This window comes from Mesorhizobium sp. B2-3-2, from assembly GCF_006442295.1.
Taxonomy (GTDB): domain Bacteria; phylum Pseudomonadota; class Alphaproteobacteria; order Rhizobiales; family Rhizobiaceae; genus Mesorhizobium.
On record NZ_VFWA01000002.1, the window covers coordinates 167,429 to 180,915 of the forward strand.

Sequence of the window (13,487 nt, forward strand, 5' to 3'; positions counted from 1 at the left end):
GCGTTGCCTGGACTGATCAGCTGACAGCCTCCGGTAGCCGACTCGTGGCCGTCGACGTCCGCAACGCCGCCAGGCAGCCGACCATGCCGAGCGGCACGAAGGCGAGGAACAGCCAGGTTGCCACATCAGCCGCCGCGTCCTGGTTCAGGCCTTGCGAAAAGCCGCTGGCATTGGCGACGATGCCGGCAAGGGCGGCTCCCACCGCATAGCCGATACGCTGCATGGTCGGCACCGCGGCCGAGGCGATGGTCTGCTCATCTCCCGGCGCGGAGGCCACGATGACGCGCGTCAGGAACGGCCAGGCAACGCCGAAGCCGCCACCCTGCAAAAGGGCGCATACCAGGATCAACGGGATCGAGCCGGAGGGGATCGTGTAGGCGAAACCAGCGAGGCCGGTTGCGATCATCAGGGCACCGATGACGATGATCAATCTCTCACGCTCCTGCGGCGCGTTGGCGACGAGGATCGACAGGATCGACCAGGCGATCGATTCGGCGGCGATGATGTAGCCGGTGGTCAGGAGCGGGACGTGGTGCAGCGTGGTCAGGAGCAGCGGGCCGTAGATGGCAAAGGAACAGGTCGCCACCGAGAAGGCGGCGACCATGGTCATGCCGCTGCCGACCGGCGTGCGCCACGAGAACAGCTGCGAGGGGAAAAGCCGAGATCTCGGCTTCAGCGCATCGATACGGAAGAACAGCACAAGGCCGACCAGGCCGAGCACCATCAGCACCGACGAGCGCAGCAGAGCGATGTCGACGCCCGCCGAGGCGATCAGCACGACGGCGACGGCAAGGCAGCCAAGCGCTATGAACGGGAAGGGTGGTGCCTTGCCCGCGCCGGCACTAGGCCTCGTCGCTTCCGGCGTGTCGAGCACGACGAAGCTCGCCAGCGCCATCGCCGCACCGCCGAACACGAAGATGCCGAAGGCCCAGCGCCATGACAGAAGCTCTGTCATGATCGCGCCAAGCATCGGCCCGCTGAAGGCGGCGACGCCCCAGATCGCCGACATGATGCCGAAAAGCTGCGGCCAGATGGCACGCGGAAACAGCCGCTCCACCGACACGAAAGCCAGCGACACCAGCGCGCCGCCGCCCAGGCCCTCGATCAGGCGCCCGGCCAGGAACAATTGCATCGAGGGCGCGGTGGCGCAGATCAGCGCGCCGGCCGCGTAGAGCAGGGCCGCGACCACCATGTTGGTGCGCAGCGCCACATAGCTGACCAGCCGTCCGGCCGCGGCACCGGCGACGATGGCGCCCAGTTCGTAGATCGCCAGCGACCAGCCGACGAGTTGCACGCCCGCCAGTTCGCCGATCATGGCAGGCATGACGGTCGCCACCATCGTCTCGTTGGTGGCGTGCAGCAGGATGCCGAGGCTGATGAAGCAGAAGCGCGCGAGATCGCCGCTCGCCCACAATGCGCGCCAGTCAACCCTGTTTGTGCTGATGTCGGTCACTTCGGTCCCTCGAATTTTCATATCCCGATGCAAACGCGTGGCGCCAGGAGCCAGCTCGGGGGTCCGGCAGGACCACGGTCGGATGGGTTTGTAGAACCTCAACCAAGCTTGAGCTCAAGCGATTTTTTTGGACATGTTCGTGATGCCCGCATCCCTGGCCGGCCGGCATCGCCGGCCGATCAGTTCTCCGTGCTGCGCAGCTGGAACTGGCTGACACCGATGGCGAAATTGATGCCGGTCTGGGTCTGCAGGCTGAGCGGCTGCAAGGTGAAGGCCTGCGAGGAGCCGCCAACCAGCAGATTGGCACCGGCGCCCACGGTTGCCGTCACCTCGGCGCTGGCGCCGACATAGTCGCCGGCCAATGCGCCCGGCGCGTAGATGTTCTTCAGCGGCGTCAGCACCAGCCATCGCATCACCGCCTGCTTGGTCGTGCCGATGTCGAGGCCGTATTTGTTGACGGCGCCGAAATAGGCTTCCGGCGCGAAAGTCTTGTCGGCAGGGGTGAAGGTGCAGCTCAGATCCTTGCTCGAGCCGAAGATGAAGCCGGTGCCGCCCGATATGGCGCATTCAAGCGTGCCGAGCTCGATGCCCTGGTCGTGTGCCTGGGCCAAGGCGGGGCTAGCGATGGCAACGATGGCAGCAAGGATCATTTTGCGTGTCGTGACCCCTCGTGCATTCGCTGCAGCCATCTTCGAGGAGCAGATGACGCTGCTTCGCGAGCGAAGGGAAGATGAGGTCGTTACCGGATGCCAGGTCAGTGCACGGGGTCCGGTCGGTGATCGTCGGGCTTTGGCCGGCAACCGTCTATGGCGGGATGTATCGTCCACTGGTTCTGAGGCTCCTGCTGGGATGCGACGGTCAATGGCGATCCTGCCGTCTCAACGGCTTCACACCAGCGGGCGGGGCTGCCGTCGGGAACCGGGGATTCGCTCCAGCTGCCGTTCCAGGTGCCGATCTTCTGACAGTGCTTGATGGGATGGATTTCGTTCCAGCCGTCATGTGCCGAATCGTAGACCCACGTTCCCTTGACGAACAGGATGTCCGCGCCGCGGCGCGTCGGATCGTTGACGTGAAGATCGCCGAGATTCTCGTCGAGATCCGTCGGATTGGCTGTGTCGAGCAGGCCGACTATGCCGCCGACGATGACGATGACTGCCGCGATAAGCGACAGGACCGCGCAGGCGATCCAGCCGAAGAAGGGAATGGCGCAAGCAACCGCGGCGGCCGTGGCGACTGGAATTGCGGCAAGGCAGGCTATCATGAGGTCGTAGACGCCGGCCCCTTCGAACTCGCAATGCAGCACCGCGGTCGGGTCGTCATTGGCCCATTGGCGCGCTTCCTGACCTTTCCAATCGAGGCCCGCGCCCTGGATCGCAGGCGTATTGGCGATCAGGCGTCCAAACGGCGCTATCTTTTCGGCCGTTGCCTGGTTGGTGAATTCGACGACATTGCCCGGCACCAGATTGAGACTGTAGTCGGTGTCGAACCGGTCCAGTCCCGACTTCTCCTCCGGCGGATCGACCTTGAGCAGCCAGCCCACCGCGCATTCGTCGCCACCGAGACAGACCAGCCGGTCGTAGAGCCACCAGCGGCAATAGGCCAATATGGCCGCAAGCGCCACCAGCATGGCGGCCGGTCCGGAAAGGGCGCCCACAAGGATGAGCGGCAAAGCGACCACGGCCGCGGCAATGATCATCTGCCCGTATTGTTTGCCGTGGTGATTTCCGACCGATACGCATTTGGTGTAGTGCCGATAAGCCATGGCGACCCCCTATCGCTCGACATAGAGCGTCACGCCGCCGGCGAGGCCGCGGGCCGAGAAAGCATGAACGTTGATTGCCTTGCGGCCGGTGAAACCGGCTGGCGGTTCAATATTGACAGTGACGGGGATTTCCTCACCCGGGGCAAGGTCCGCTTGTGCGGGCTCGAACGTGACAAGCCAGCCGGCGGGCAAAGGATGCGATTGACGGGTGTGGCCGGCAGGCACTGCCGCGATGGTGCCGGGGAAGGTGCGCAAGGGCCGGCGACGCGGCCTCGGGCGAGGGCGCGGCTCACAGACCGGCAATTCAGGAAGGGAATAGGCATCGGCCTCAAGACGAAATCCCATCCTCTCCCGCTCGCCATTGCGCAGGCGAAATTCAAATCTTGCGGGCGAATGGGCGACACCGACGGTAGTGTTGTCCTGGCCTAGGTTGTTGTTCGGGTTCGCATCGTCGAGCCAGTCGAGCAGGACCTGGATGCAATAGTGACCAGGCGCTGCCGGAGTTCGCCATTTGACCGACGCGAAAGACGGATGGTTGGCCCCGCCCTTGACGCCGAGATCGGTCCTGGTCTCATCGATCCAATGCGACACCGTACCGATGCCGAAACTCAGATAGGAGAATTTCACCGGCAGATCGACGACCGGGGCCTCGGTCGAGTTGTTCCAGATACGGGCGACGATTTCATATTCGGTGTCGGGCGCCAGCATATGTGGCGCGACAGGATTGCCGCCGCTTCGGATCTCGATGTCGGGGTTGTCCCATGTGACGGCGAGGCCCTGGCCCATCAAATAATACTGCGCGTAGATCAGGGGATCCGGGCGTTTGTAGGCGGGGTCGCTGATCTTGACGCAACGTTGCGGCCCGCTTCGGTCCAACCGATCGGGGAGCTTCATTCTTTCGCAGAGCAATCTGGCGAGGGCGCAGATCCGGGCAGCGATCTGGCGCAGGTTCGATGGCCACTCGGTGAACGCGTCGGCGAGCGCGTTCAGGAAATCCAGTATTTTGGGGAGCGGGTTCATGGCCAGTCCGCGGCCATTTCGTCAACGTCGCTGTCGACGCATGAAAAACCAGACAGCGGCAATCAAGAATGGTGCGAGTATCAGAAGAAGTTCGAAGGATCCCGACCCGCCATCGGGCGAAAATCCGAATAACTGCTCGATGAAATCCATCACGGCCTCCGGCAGCTGCAACAAAATTGCATTCGACGATGTCTTTACATCTGCCGGAGCTCGCGCGCATTTTCGCGCAGAGCCAGCAACATTTCCGGTTGGTAGCACAGAACGAGCAAGTCTTCCATCGGCAATAATTTCGTTCTGCTAGCTTGGCCTGGTCACAGCAGTTCGCAAATGCAAAGCGCGCGGCGGAACCAAGTCCACCGCGCGCTATTTCGATCGTCGCGCGGTTGCCGTCCGCGCCGAGAAGATCAACGTGCCGTTACTTGAGAGAGTGGATCAGCTCAAGCGAGGTCACGGCAACAGCCAGGTTGACGCCGGTCTGTGCCTGGACACTGAGCGGCTCCAACATGAAGGCGCTGTCGAAGCCGCCGACCAGCAGATTGGCGCCGCCGCCGGTCACGACGCTCGCCTCGGCATTGACGCCGTAATAGCTGCCGGCAAGGTCGCCCGCGTCCCGATCACGGGTCGCGGCAAACACGGCCCAGGCGAGCTGGCCCTGGTGCGTCTTGCCAACATCGACGCCGAGCTTGGAGATGACGCCGGTGTAAATCTCGGCCGGACCGTGATGATAGGGGCGAAAGACGCAGGACACGCCCTTGTTGGACGTCACGATATAGCCGGTGCCGCCATCGATGGTGCAGTCGAGCGTGCCGAGTTGCAGCCTGCCGGCGCTTGCCGGTGCAACAGCGAACATGGTCGTGGCGAGCGCAGCGGCGCAGACGAGTTTCTTGATCATGGGAGGTCCTTTCGCAAATTGCATCAAAGTAACGGCTGGCTGGCCAGACCGTTCCGCTGAAACCTTGGCGCGAACAAGGCAGGCGATCACGGCCTGCAGCGGGGGTTAACGCGCGGTTGCCGGATTGATGGCGATCTGCGGCGATGCGTGTCCCTTTGGACACGCATCGGACGCGTGGGCTTGGCCGGCATTGCCTGATCGCGTCAGCTGACGCGGGCGAGGCCGTCCTTGGCTGGCTGGTAGGTGGGATCGAGCCGAACGGCTTCGCGGTAAGACTTGGCCGCCTTGGCCTTGTCGCCACGCCGCTCATAGATCAGCGCCTGGTTGGACCAGGCCTCGGCGTTCTTGCCGTCGAGCTTGATGGCCATGTTGAAATCGGAGAAGGCATTGTCCTCGTCATTGGTGGCGAGGTAGGAAAGGCCGCGGCCGTTGTATGGCTCGGCGGCGTCCGGGGCCAGCGAGATGGCGGTCGAGAAATCCTCGATGGCGAATTTGTGCTGACCCTGGCTCTGATAGATCAGGCCGCGATTGTGATAGGCGCGGGCATCGGTCGTGTCGAGCTGGATCGCCTTCTGGAAGTCGTTGAAGGCTTCCTGGGTGCGGCCGGCCTTGCGGTAGAGATTGCCGCGGCCGATATAGGCGGCATCGTAGTTGCCGTTGATCTGGATCGAGCGGTTGTAGTCCGCCAGCGCGGCTTCCTGATTACCGAGGAAGCGCTGGATGAGCGCACGGTTCGAATAGGCCTGGTAAAAATTCGGGTTAAGCTGGATGGCCTGGTTGAAATCCTTGAGCGCCGCCTGGTACTGGCCGCCCCGGCCATAGGCCGAGCCGCGCACATTGTAGCCTTCAGGATCCTGCGGATTGCGCTGAATCACCGCCGACAGCGAGGAGATATTCTCGCTCGACCCTTGCGCCTTGTCGATGTTGTTGAATTCGCCGGTCGGGCCTGAGGTCTGGCAGCCGGCAAGCATCAATCCGGAAAGCAGGGCTGTCGCCAGGGCAAAGCCACGAAATGTGGTTTTGCTCTCCACGCTGATTGCGTTCATGTCTGCCCTGTCCTCACTTGCCGCGTCATTCAGGTCCGGATCCCCCCTCCGGGCCGGGTCATATCAAAATAAAAAGGTGGCGGCGATTCCGCATCGCGCCACCTCTGGTATCCTTCGAAAAGGACGAAATATTGGCGCTGGTCAGCGCGGCGGACGCGCTGCACCGGCTGCACCGCCGGCGGCCACCGGACGCGGCGTCATCGGCAGCAGGCCTTCGCGCTGGGCGCGCTTGCGGGCCAGCTTGCGGGCGCGGCGTACGGCTTCGGCCTTTTCACGGGCGCGCTTCTCGGAAGGCTTCTCGTAGTGACCGCGCATCTTCATTTCGCGGAAGATGCCTTCGCGCTGCATCTTCTTCTTGAGAGCGCGAAGCGCCTGATCAACATTGTTGTCGCGGACGAGTACCTGCACGGGCAATCCTGTCTTTCGGGTTTGATATCAACAGGCAAGCGGCCATAGCCACTAGCCTCCGCGGCGATTTACACCACGAATTGTGGCGGCTGATAGCAGAATCACGCCGCGCTGTCCACAGCCGAAATGAAGGGAGGCGGCCAAATCGCCCGGCGGTCGCTCACAAGATAGGCAGCCAACTACGCGGTGGCCAGATGCAACCGCTCAAAATCCTCGAAGAATTCGCCATAATCGCAGGTTATCTCTTCGCCCGCCGCTATGTCGCGGGTCGCGGTTGCCCCGCCATACTGCGAAAAGTCGGTGTTCGGTGTCGCCGAATGGTTCATGAAGCGGCCATTGTCGACCTCATAGACCATGAAGCCCGGCCGGTCGGGGCTGGGATAGGCATAGCGGTCGAGCAGTTCCCTCAGATGCGAGGGTGCCGCCTGGTATTTTTCCAGCGGGATCAGCCGGTCGAAATCCGGGTCGAGCCGCCAGATCGAGGCGCCTTTCCTGATCGGCTCGGCGGCGAACACGCCGACGCCCTCGATTGCGCTTTGGGCGACATAGGTTCTGATCAGCAGCATGGTTCCGACCCGTTTCCAAGGAGAGAACGGAATCGTCAATTCGAGCCCAAATGCAAGCCCGGATTGCGACATCGCGGCCGCATCGATCCGCACGCCGGCGCCGAAACCGTTCACGTCCGGTTGATTGACACGCCGCCGTCGGCGAACAGCGCGGTTCCGGTGGTGAAGCTCGATGCGTCGGAGGCAAGATAAAGCGCCGAGCGGGCGATCTCTTCCGGTTCCGCGACACGCTTCAAGGCGTGCAGGCTTTCCACGAAAGCGCGCGACTCGGGTGTCTTGAAGGTGGCGGCCGGCGTGTCGGTGCCGCCCGGCAGCAGTGCGTTGACGCGCAACCCCTTCGGCCCGTACTCGGCGGCCAGCACTTGCGTCAGGCCGATGAGGCCGGCCTTGGCCGCGGCATAGGCGGCCATGCCTGGCATGCCGGCGGTATAGCCGACGAAGCTGGAGGTGAAGACCAGCGATCCGCCGCCGCGCTCCAGCATCGCCGGAATCTGATGCCTGGCGGCCAGATAGGCGCTGGTCAGATTGGTATCCATCGTGTCGTGCCACGACGCCGGCGGCAGGTCCGGCAGCGGCGCCATCATGCCGACAGCGCCGGCATTGTTGAATGCAATGTCGAGACCACCGAAGCTGCCGGTCGCAAGATCGACCAACGCCTTCGCATAGGCTTCGTCCCTGACGTCGCCGGCAAGAGCGATCGCAGTGCCGCCGGTCTCCACGATCTCCTCGACAAGCCCATCGAGCTCGGCCTGACGGCGCGCGGCGGCGACGACCTTGGCTCCTTCCTCGGCAAAGAGCTTTGCAGTGGCGTGGCCGATGCCGGAACTGGCGCCGGTGACGATGGCGATCTTGTTGGCGAGTGCGAGCATGTTTCTGTCATCCTTCCGCTAAGCCGGCCTTGCCGGTGGTTGGATGCGTCGTCGCAAATGAGCATGGCCGCAGCCACCCGAAAGCTGCGAACCCCACCGATTCCCTGGTTTCGTACACGGTGACAGGTTGCGGCGCAAAACGGCAAGCGCCGTCGCAAACAGCGCAAGGGTGGCAGCGCTGTTTCGCTAGTGATACACCTCGCGCGCCGGGGAAACTGCTAGTCCGGCCGCAAATCCGCGAGACTTTGGCGCGAGGCTGGAACGTGAAGAAATACTCTGTATTCGCCATCGCGCGTGAGGCCATGCGCGGCCACAAGGGCTGGGAGGAGCAATGGTCCTCGCCGGAGCCGAAGAAGGAATACGACGTCGTCATCGTGGGCGCCGGCGGCCATGGCCTGGCCACCGCCTACTATCTCGCCACCGTGCACGGCATCACCAATGTCGCGGTGCTGGAGAAGGGCTGGCTGGGCGGCGGCAATACCGGCCGCAACACCACCATCATCCGCTCCAACTACCTCTATGACGAGAGCGCCGGCATCTACGATCATGCGCTGAAATTGTGGGACGGGCTCAGCCAGGAGCTCAATTACAACGTCATGTATTCGGCGCGCGGCGTCATGATGCTGGCGCACAATGTGCACGACATCCAGGTGCTGAAGCGCCATGTCCACGCGAACCGGCTGAACGGCATCGACAATGAATGGCTGACGCCGGAGCAGGCGAAGGAATTCTGCCCGCCGCTCAATATTTCCAGGGATGCGCGCTACCCGGTCGTCGGTGCCGCCCTGCAGCGGCGCGGCGGCACGGCGCGCCATGACGCGGTCGCCTGGGGATATGCGCGCGGCGCCTCGGCACGGGGCGTGCACATCATCCAGAATTGCGAGGTCACCGGCGTCAAGCGTGCGGCCAACGGCGCGGTGACCGGCGTCGAGACGACGCGCGGCTTCATCGGCGCCAAGAAGGTCGGCGTCGTCGCCGCCGGGCACTCCTCGGTCATCATGAACATGGCCGGCGTGCGCATGCCGCTGGAAAGCTACCCGCTGCAGGCGCTGGTATCGGAGCCGGTCAAGCCTGTCGTTCCCTGCGTGGTGATGTCGAACACGGTGCATGCCTATATCTCGCAGTCCGACAAGGGCGAACTGGTGATCGGCGCGGGCACCGACCAGTACGTCTCCTATTCGCAAACCGGCGGCCTGCACATATTGCAGCATACGCTCGACGCCATTTGCGAGATGTTCCCGATCTTCACGCGCATGAAGATGCTGCGTTCCTGGGGCGGTATCGTCGACGTGACGCCCGACCGCTCGCCGATCCTGGCCAAGACGCCGGTGCCCGGCCTCTACGTCAATTGCGGCTGGGGCACGGGCGGCTTCAAGGCGACGCCCGGCTCCGGCCATGTCTTTGCCCACACCATCGCCAAGGACGATCCGCATCCGATCAACGCGCCCTTCACCATCGAGCGCTTCCGCACCGGCCGCCTCATCGACGAGGCAGCGGCGGCGGCGGTGGCGCACTGACGATGACTGAGCTGTAGGAACGAACAAGAATGCTTCTCATCCGCTGCCCTTATTGCGAGGAAGAACGTCCGGAACTCGAGTTCCGTAACGCCGGCGAGGCGCACATCGCGCGCTCGTCCAACATATCAGGCGAGAGCGACGACGATTTCGAAAAATTCTTCTTCATCCGCTCGAATCCCAAGGGCATCATCTATGAGCGCTGGCGGCACATGCATGGCTGTGCGCGCTTCTTCAACGCCGTGCGCGACACCGTCACCGACAAGTTCGTCATGACCTACAAGGCCGGCGAGCCGAAGCCTTCCAAGCTGCCCAAAAACTCCAGCGAAGTGGTTGCCAAATGAGCGGCGCGTTCCGCATACCGAGCGCCGGCCGCCTGAGCCAGGCCAAGACCGCCCGCTTCAGCTTCGACGGCCAGTCCTATACCGGCATCGAAGGCGATACGCTGGCTTCGGCGCTGCTGGCCAACGGCGTGCACCTGGTCGGCCGCTCGTTCAAATATCACCGGCCGCGGGGCGTGCTGTCGGCAGGCGCGGAGGAGCCCAACGCGCTGGTGCAGATCGTGCGCGACGACGCGCGCAAGACGCCGAATGTGCGCGCGACCGTGCAGGAGCTCTATGACGGGCTCGCGGCCAACTCGCAGAACCGCTGGCCGTCGCTGTCCTTCGACGTCAGCGCGGTCAACGATCTGGCGTCGCCGCTGTTTTCGGCCGGCTTCTACTACAAGACCTTCATGTGGCCGAAGGCGGCTTGGAAGAGCCTCTACGAACCCAAGATCCGCGAAGCCGCCGGGCTTGGCGTGTCTCCCGACAGGCCGGATCCCGACCATTATTCGTCGCGTTACGCTCATTGCGACGTGCTGGTGCTGGGCGGCGGCGCGGCCGGCATCGCGGCGGCATTGGCAGCGGCTGAAACCGGCGTGCGCGTCATTCTGGCCGATGAGCAGGCCGAATTCGGCGGCAGCCTGCGCTTCGAGAGCGGTGCGAAGATCGACGGCCAGGGCGGCTTTGCCTGGGCACAGGCGGCGATCGCCAGGCTGAAAGGCATGGACAATGTCCGCGTGCTGTCGCGCACGACTGCCTTCGGCTACTACGCACAGAACTTCGTCGGCCTGGTCGAACGGGTCAGCGACCATCTGCAAAATCCCGGCCACGACCTGCCGCGCGAGCGGCTGTGGCAAGTGCGCGCCAGGCGCGTGGTGCTGGCTTCCGGGGCCATCGAGCGCCACATGGTGTTCGCCAACAACGACCGGCCGGGCATCATGCTGGCCTCGGCCGCGCGCACCTACCTCAATCACTATGGCGTCGCGGTCGGAAAGAATATTGGCGTCTACACCGCCAATGATTCCGCTTACGCGGCGGCGATCGACCTGAAGAAGGCCGGCGTCAACATCGCGGCTATCGTCGATCTGCGCGACAATCCGACCGGGCCGGTGATCGACGAAGCAAGGACGCTCGGCATCGAGATCAATTTCGGCCGCGCGGTGATCCGGGCCGGCGGCAAGCTGCGCGTCTCGTCGATGACCGTGCAGCCGAAGAATGGCGGCGGCGAGCGCACCATTGCGGTCGATGCGATCCTGATGTCGGCCGGCTGGACGCCGTCGGTGCACCTGTTCTCGCAGTCGCGCGGCAAGGTCGCCTTCAATGACGAAACCAAGCGCTTCGTGCCCGGCACCTATGCACAGGACTGCATCTCTGTCGGCGCCTGCAACGGCACGGACGGCCTGTCGGCGACCGTCGACGAGGCCTATGCGGCAGGAGCCAAGGCGGCTAAGGACGCCGGCGCGAAGGCCGCCAAGGGTACAAAGCCCAAAGTCGACGCCTCGGAAAGCTGGTCGCGCGGCATGCTGGGCGCCGCCCACGGCGCCGGTCCGGATACGACGGTGAAAGCCTTCGTCGATTTCCAGAACGACGTCACCGCCAAGGACATCCGCCAGGCGGTGCATGAGGGGATGCGCTCGATCGAGCATGTCAAGCGCTTCACCACCAACGGCATGGCGACCGACCAGGGCAAGACCTCGAACATGCACGGCCTGGCGATTGCCGCCGAGACGCTTGGCAAGCCGATCCCCGAGGTGGGCCTCACCACGTTCCGCGCCCCCTATACGCCGGTGACCTTCGGCGCCATCGTCAGCCATGCGCGCGGCCCGCTGTTCGACCCGACACGCAAGACGGCGATCCATCCCTGGGCCGAGGCGCAAGGCGCGGTGTTCGAGGATGTCGGGCAGTGGAAACGCGCCTGGTACTTCCCCAAGGCAGGCGAGGACATGCATGCGGCGGTCGACCGCGAATGCGTCGCCGTTCGAAACACAGCCGGCCTGTTCGACGCCTCGACGCTGGGCAAGATCGAGGTGGTCGGCCCCGATGCGGCCAAGTTCATGGAGCTGCTCTACACCAATCCCTGGGAAAAGCTGGAGCCCGGCCGCTGCCGCTACGGCATCATGCTGCGCGAGGACGGCTTCATCTATGATGACGGCGTCGTCGGCAGGCTGGCGCCAGACCGTTTCCATGTGACGACGACGACGGGCGGCGCGCCGCGCGTCATGAACCACATGGAGGACTATCTCCAGACCGAGTTCCCGCATCTCAATGTCTGGCTGACGTCGATCACCGAGCAATGGGCTGTTATCGCCGTGCAGGGCCCGAAATCGCGCGACATCATCGCGCCGCTGGTCGAATGCATCGACATGTCGGACGAGGCGCTGCCGCATATGTCGGTGCGCGAGGGCAAGATATGCGGCGTGCCGACAAGGTTGTTCCGCATGTCGTTCACCGGCGAGCGCGGCTTCGAGGTCAATGTGCCGGCGGACTACGGCCAGGCCGTCTGGGAAGCGCTGTGGGCCGAGGGCCAGAAGCATGGTGCCACAGCCTACGGCACCGAGGCGATGCATGTGCTGCGCGCCGAGAAGGGCTACATCATCGTCGGCCAGGACACCGATGGCACGGTCACGCCTGGTGATGCCGGGCTCGACTGGGCGGTCGGCAAGAAGAAGACCGATTTCGTCGGCATCCGCGGCATGACGCGGCCGGACCTGGTCGCCAAGGGCCGCAAGCAGCTGGTCGGCCTCAAGACCAAGGATCCCAAGGTGGTGCTGGAAGAAGGCGCGCAGATCGTCGAGGATCCCAGGCAGGCGATCCCGATGAAGATGATCGGCCATGTCACATCGAGCTATTGGTCGCAGAATTGCGGCCGCTCGATCGCCCTGGCGCTGGTCGCCGGCGGCCGCGCACGCATAGGCGACACGCTCTACGTGCCGATGCCGAGCGGGACGATCGAAGTGGAGGTTTCCGGCATGGTGTTCTTCGACGAGACGGGAGGCCGCCTCAATGGCTAAGGCTGTGGCAAAGAAAGCGGCTCCGGCCGCATCGCCGGCGGCCGAGCGCCGTCCGGCGCTTGCTGGGCGGACCATCTCCGCGACAGGCGCCAAGGTCGAGGTGCTGCCACCTGCCGAGCGTATCTCGCTGCGCGCGCCGGAGGCTTCGCTTGCCGCCCTCTCGAAGGCGCTCGGCGTGACCTTGCCGAAAAAGCCGAAGACGTCCGTGTCGAAGGGCGGGCGAACCGCGCTGTGGCTTGGGCCGGATGAGTGGATGATCATCGACGAGGCCGGCAACGACCCGCTCGCCGATTGTGCAAAGATTTCCGCCCTGCATTCCGCTGTCGGCATCTCGCATCGCAACGTCGCGATATCGGTCGCTGGTCCGGCCGCGGCCGCGGCAATCAATTCGGGCTGCCCGCAGGATCTTTCGCCCGAAGCCTTCCCGGTGGGTGCCGCCTCGCGCACCATTCTCGGCAAAGCCGAGATCGTTCTGCTGCGCACGGCGCAAGACGCCTTCCGGGTCGAGTGCTGGCGTTCCTTCTCGGATTATGTCTTTACTTTCCTCTCCGAGGGAGCACGCGACGCGGCGGCCTGACCCGGCAACGTCTGCCGCCTGCGTCCGTCGCGGCAACAGGTCGAGG

Annotated in this window: 13 protein-coding genes; 4 read left to right on the forward strand and 9 right to left on the reverse strand. The window is 64.1% G+C overall.

Annotation, left to right across the window (positions count from 1 at the left end):
* Nucleotides 1-16 precede the first annotated feature (16 nt).
* From FJ964_RS06065 to FJ964_RS06105, 9 genes are all read right to left on the reverse strand, one after another.
* The gene (locus tag FJ964_RS06065; RefSeq protein ID WP_140549552.1) at nucleotides 17-1,453 is read right to left on the reverse strand and encodes an MFS transporter; all 1,437 of its coding nucleotides are present in this window, start codon (nucleotides 1,451-1,453) and stop codon (nucleotides 17-19) included.
* Between the two features lie 179 nt (nucleotides 1,454-1,632).
* The gene (locus FJ964_RS06070) at nucleotides 1,633-2,103 is read right to left on the reverse strand and encodes a DUF992 domain-containing protein (RefSeq protein ID WP_140549553.1); all 471 of its coding nucleotides are present in this window, start codon (nucleotides 2,101-2,103) and stop codon (nucleotides 1,633-1,635) included.
* A gap of 104 nt (nucleotides 2,104-2,207) precedes the next feature.
* Nucleotides 2,208-3,215, reverse strand: a complete 1,008-nt coding sequence (locus tag FJ964_RS06075) for a hypothetical protein (protein WP_140549554.1) — start codon at nucleotides 3,213-3,215, stop codon at nucleotides 2,208-2,210.
* 9 nt (nucleotides 3,216-3,224) lie between these two features.
* Nucleotides 3,225-4,235 (reverse strand): hypothetical protein, encoded by a 1,011-nt coding sequence (locus FJ964_RS06080; RefSeq protein WP_140549555.1) that lies wholly within the window; start codon nucleotides 4,233-4,235, stop codon nucleotides 3,225-3,227.
* Between the two features lie 415 nt (nucleotides 4,236-4,650).
* Complete coding sequence (locus FJ964_RS06085; protein WP_140549556.1) at nucleotides 4,651-5,127, reverse strand: DUF992 domain-containing protein; 477 nt, start codon at nucleotides 5,125-5,127, stop codon at nucleotides 4,651-4,653.
* 203 nt (nucleotides 5,128-5,330) lie between these two features.
* Nucleotides 5,331-6,173, reverse strand: coding sequence for a tetratricopeptide repeat protein (locus FJ964_RS06090; protein WP_140496334.1), 843 nt, complete (start codon nucleotides 6,171-6,173; stop codon nucleotides 5,331-5,333).
* 141 nt (nucleotides 6,174-6,314) lie between these two features.
* Nucleotides 6,315-6,581, reverse strand: a complete 267-nt coding sequence (rpsU, locus tag FJ964_RS06095; protein ID WP_010911429.1) for a 30S ribosomal protein S21 — start codon at nucleotides 6,579-6,581, stop codon at nucleotides 6,315-6,317.
* A gap of 179 nt (nucleotides 6,582-6,760) precedes the next feature.
* Nucleotides 6,761-7,147: an SET domain-containing protein-lysine N-methyltransferase gene (locus FJ964_RS06100; protein ID WP_140549557.1), complete on the reverse strand. Its 387-nt coding sequence runs from the start codon at nucleotides 7,145-7,147 to the stop codon at nucleotides 6,761-6,763.
* Nucleotides 7,148-7,257: 110 nt separating this feature from the next.
* Complete coding sequence (locus FJ964_RS06105; protein WP_140549558.1) at nucleotides 7,258-8,016, reverse strand: SDR family oxidoreductase; 759 nt, start codon at nucleotides 8,014-8,016, stop codon at nucleotides 7,258-7,260.
* Between the two features lie 263 nt (nucleotides 8,017-8,279).
* Between FJ964_RS06105 and FJ964_RS06110 the strand changes: the two genes are divergently transcribed.
* Genes FJ964_RS06110 through FJ964_RS06125 form a run of 4 tightly spaced genes read left to right on the forward strand, consistent with a single transcriptional unit; the run spans nucleotide 8,280 to nucleotide 13,441 of the window.
* Nucleotides 8,280-9,533 (forward strand): sarcosine oxidase subunit beta, encoded by a 1,254-nt coding sequence (locus FJ964_RS06110; RefSeq protein ID WP_140549559.1) that lies wholly within the window; start codon nucleotides 8,280-8,282, stop codon nucleotides 9,531-9,533.
* Nucleotides 9,534-9,562: 29 nt separating this feature from the next.
* The gene (locus FJ964_RS06115; RefSeq protein ID WP_140549560.1) at nucleotides 9,563-9,874 is read left to right on the forward strand and encodes a sarcosine oxidase subunit delta; all 312 of its coding nucleotides are present in this window, start codon (nucleotides 9,563-9,565) and stop codon (nucleotides 9,872-9,874) included.
* The gene (locus FJ964_RS06120; RefSeq protein ID WP_140549561.1) at nucleotides 9,871-12,864 is read left to right on the forward strand and encodes a sarcosine oxidase subunit alpha; all 2,994 of its coding nucleotides are present in this window, start codon (nucleotides 9,871-9,873) and stop codon (nucleotides 12,862-12,864) included. The genes FJ964_RS06115 and FJ964_RS06120 overlap by 4 nt, the downstream gene beginning before the upstream one ends.
* Nucleotides 12,857-13,441 (forward strand): sarcosine oxidase subunit gamma, encoded by a 585-nt coding sequence (locus FJ964_RS06125; RefSeq protein WP_140549562.1) that lies wholly within the window; start codon nucleotides 12,857-12,859, stop codon nucleotides 13,439-13,441. Before FJ964_RS06120 ends, FJ964_RS06125 begins: the two co-directional genes overlap by 8 nt.
* Nucleotides 13,442-13,487 lie beyond the last annotated feature (46 nt).

Excerpts from the sequence above, each read along its gene's own strand:
- FJ964_RS06085 (WP_140549556.1), bottom strand. The coding sequence starts at position 5,127 with ATGATCAAGAAACTCGTCTGCGCCGCTGCGCTCGCCACGACCATGTTC.
- FJ964_RS06080 (WP_140549555.1), bottom strand. The coding sequence starts at position 4,235 with ATGAACCCGCTCCCCAAAATACTGGATTTCCTGAACGCGCTCGCCGAC.
- FJ964_RS06070 (WP_140549553.1), bottom strand. The coding sequence starts at position 2,103 with ATGATCCTTGCTGCCATCGTTGCCATCGCTAGCCCCGCCTTGGCCCAG.
- FJ964_RS06075 (WP_140549554.1), bottom strand. The coding sequence starts at position 3,215 with ATGGCTTATCGGCACTACACCAAATGCGTATCGGTCGGAAATCACCAC.
- FJ964_RS06105 (WP_140549558.1), bottom strand. The coding sequence starts at position 8,016 with ATGCTCGCACTCGCCAACAAGATCGCCATCGTCACCGGCGCCAGTTCC.
- FJ964_RS06125 (WP_140549562.1), top strand. The coding sequence starts at position 12,857 with ATGGCTAAGGCTGTGGCAAAGAAAGCGGCTCCGGCCGCATCGCCGGCG.
- FJ964_RS06115 (WP_140549560.1), top strand. The coding sequence starts at position 9,563 with ATGCTTCTCATCCGCTGCCCTTATTGCGAGGAAGAACGTCCGGAACTC.
- FJ964_RS06100 (WP_140549557.1), bottom strand. The coding sequence starts at position 7,147 with ATGCTGCTGATCAGAACCTATGTCGCCCAAAGCGCAATCGAGGGCGTC.
- FJ964_RS06090 (WP_140496334.1), bottom strand. The coding sequence starts at position 6,173 with ATGAACGCAATCAGCGTGGAGAGCAAAACCACATTTCGTGGCTTTGCC.
- FJ964_RS06120 (WP_140549561.1), top strand. The coding sequence starts at position 9,871 with ATGAGCGGCGCGTTCCGCATACCGAGCGCCGGCCGCCTGAGCCAGGCC.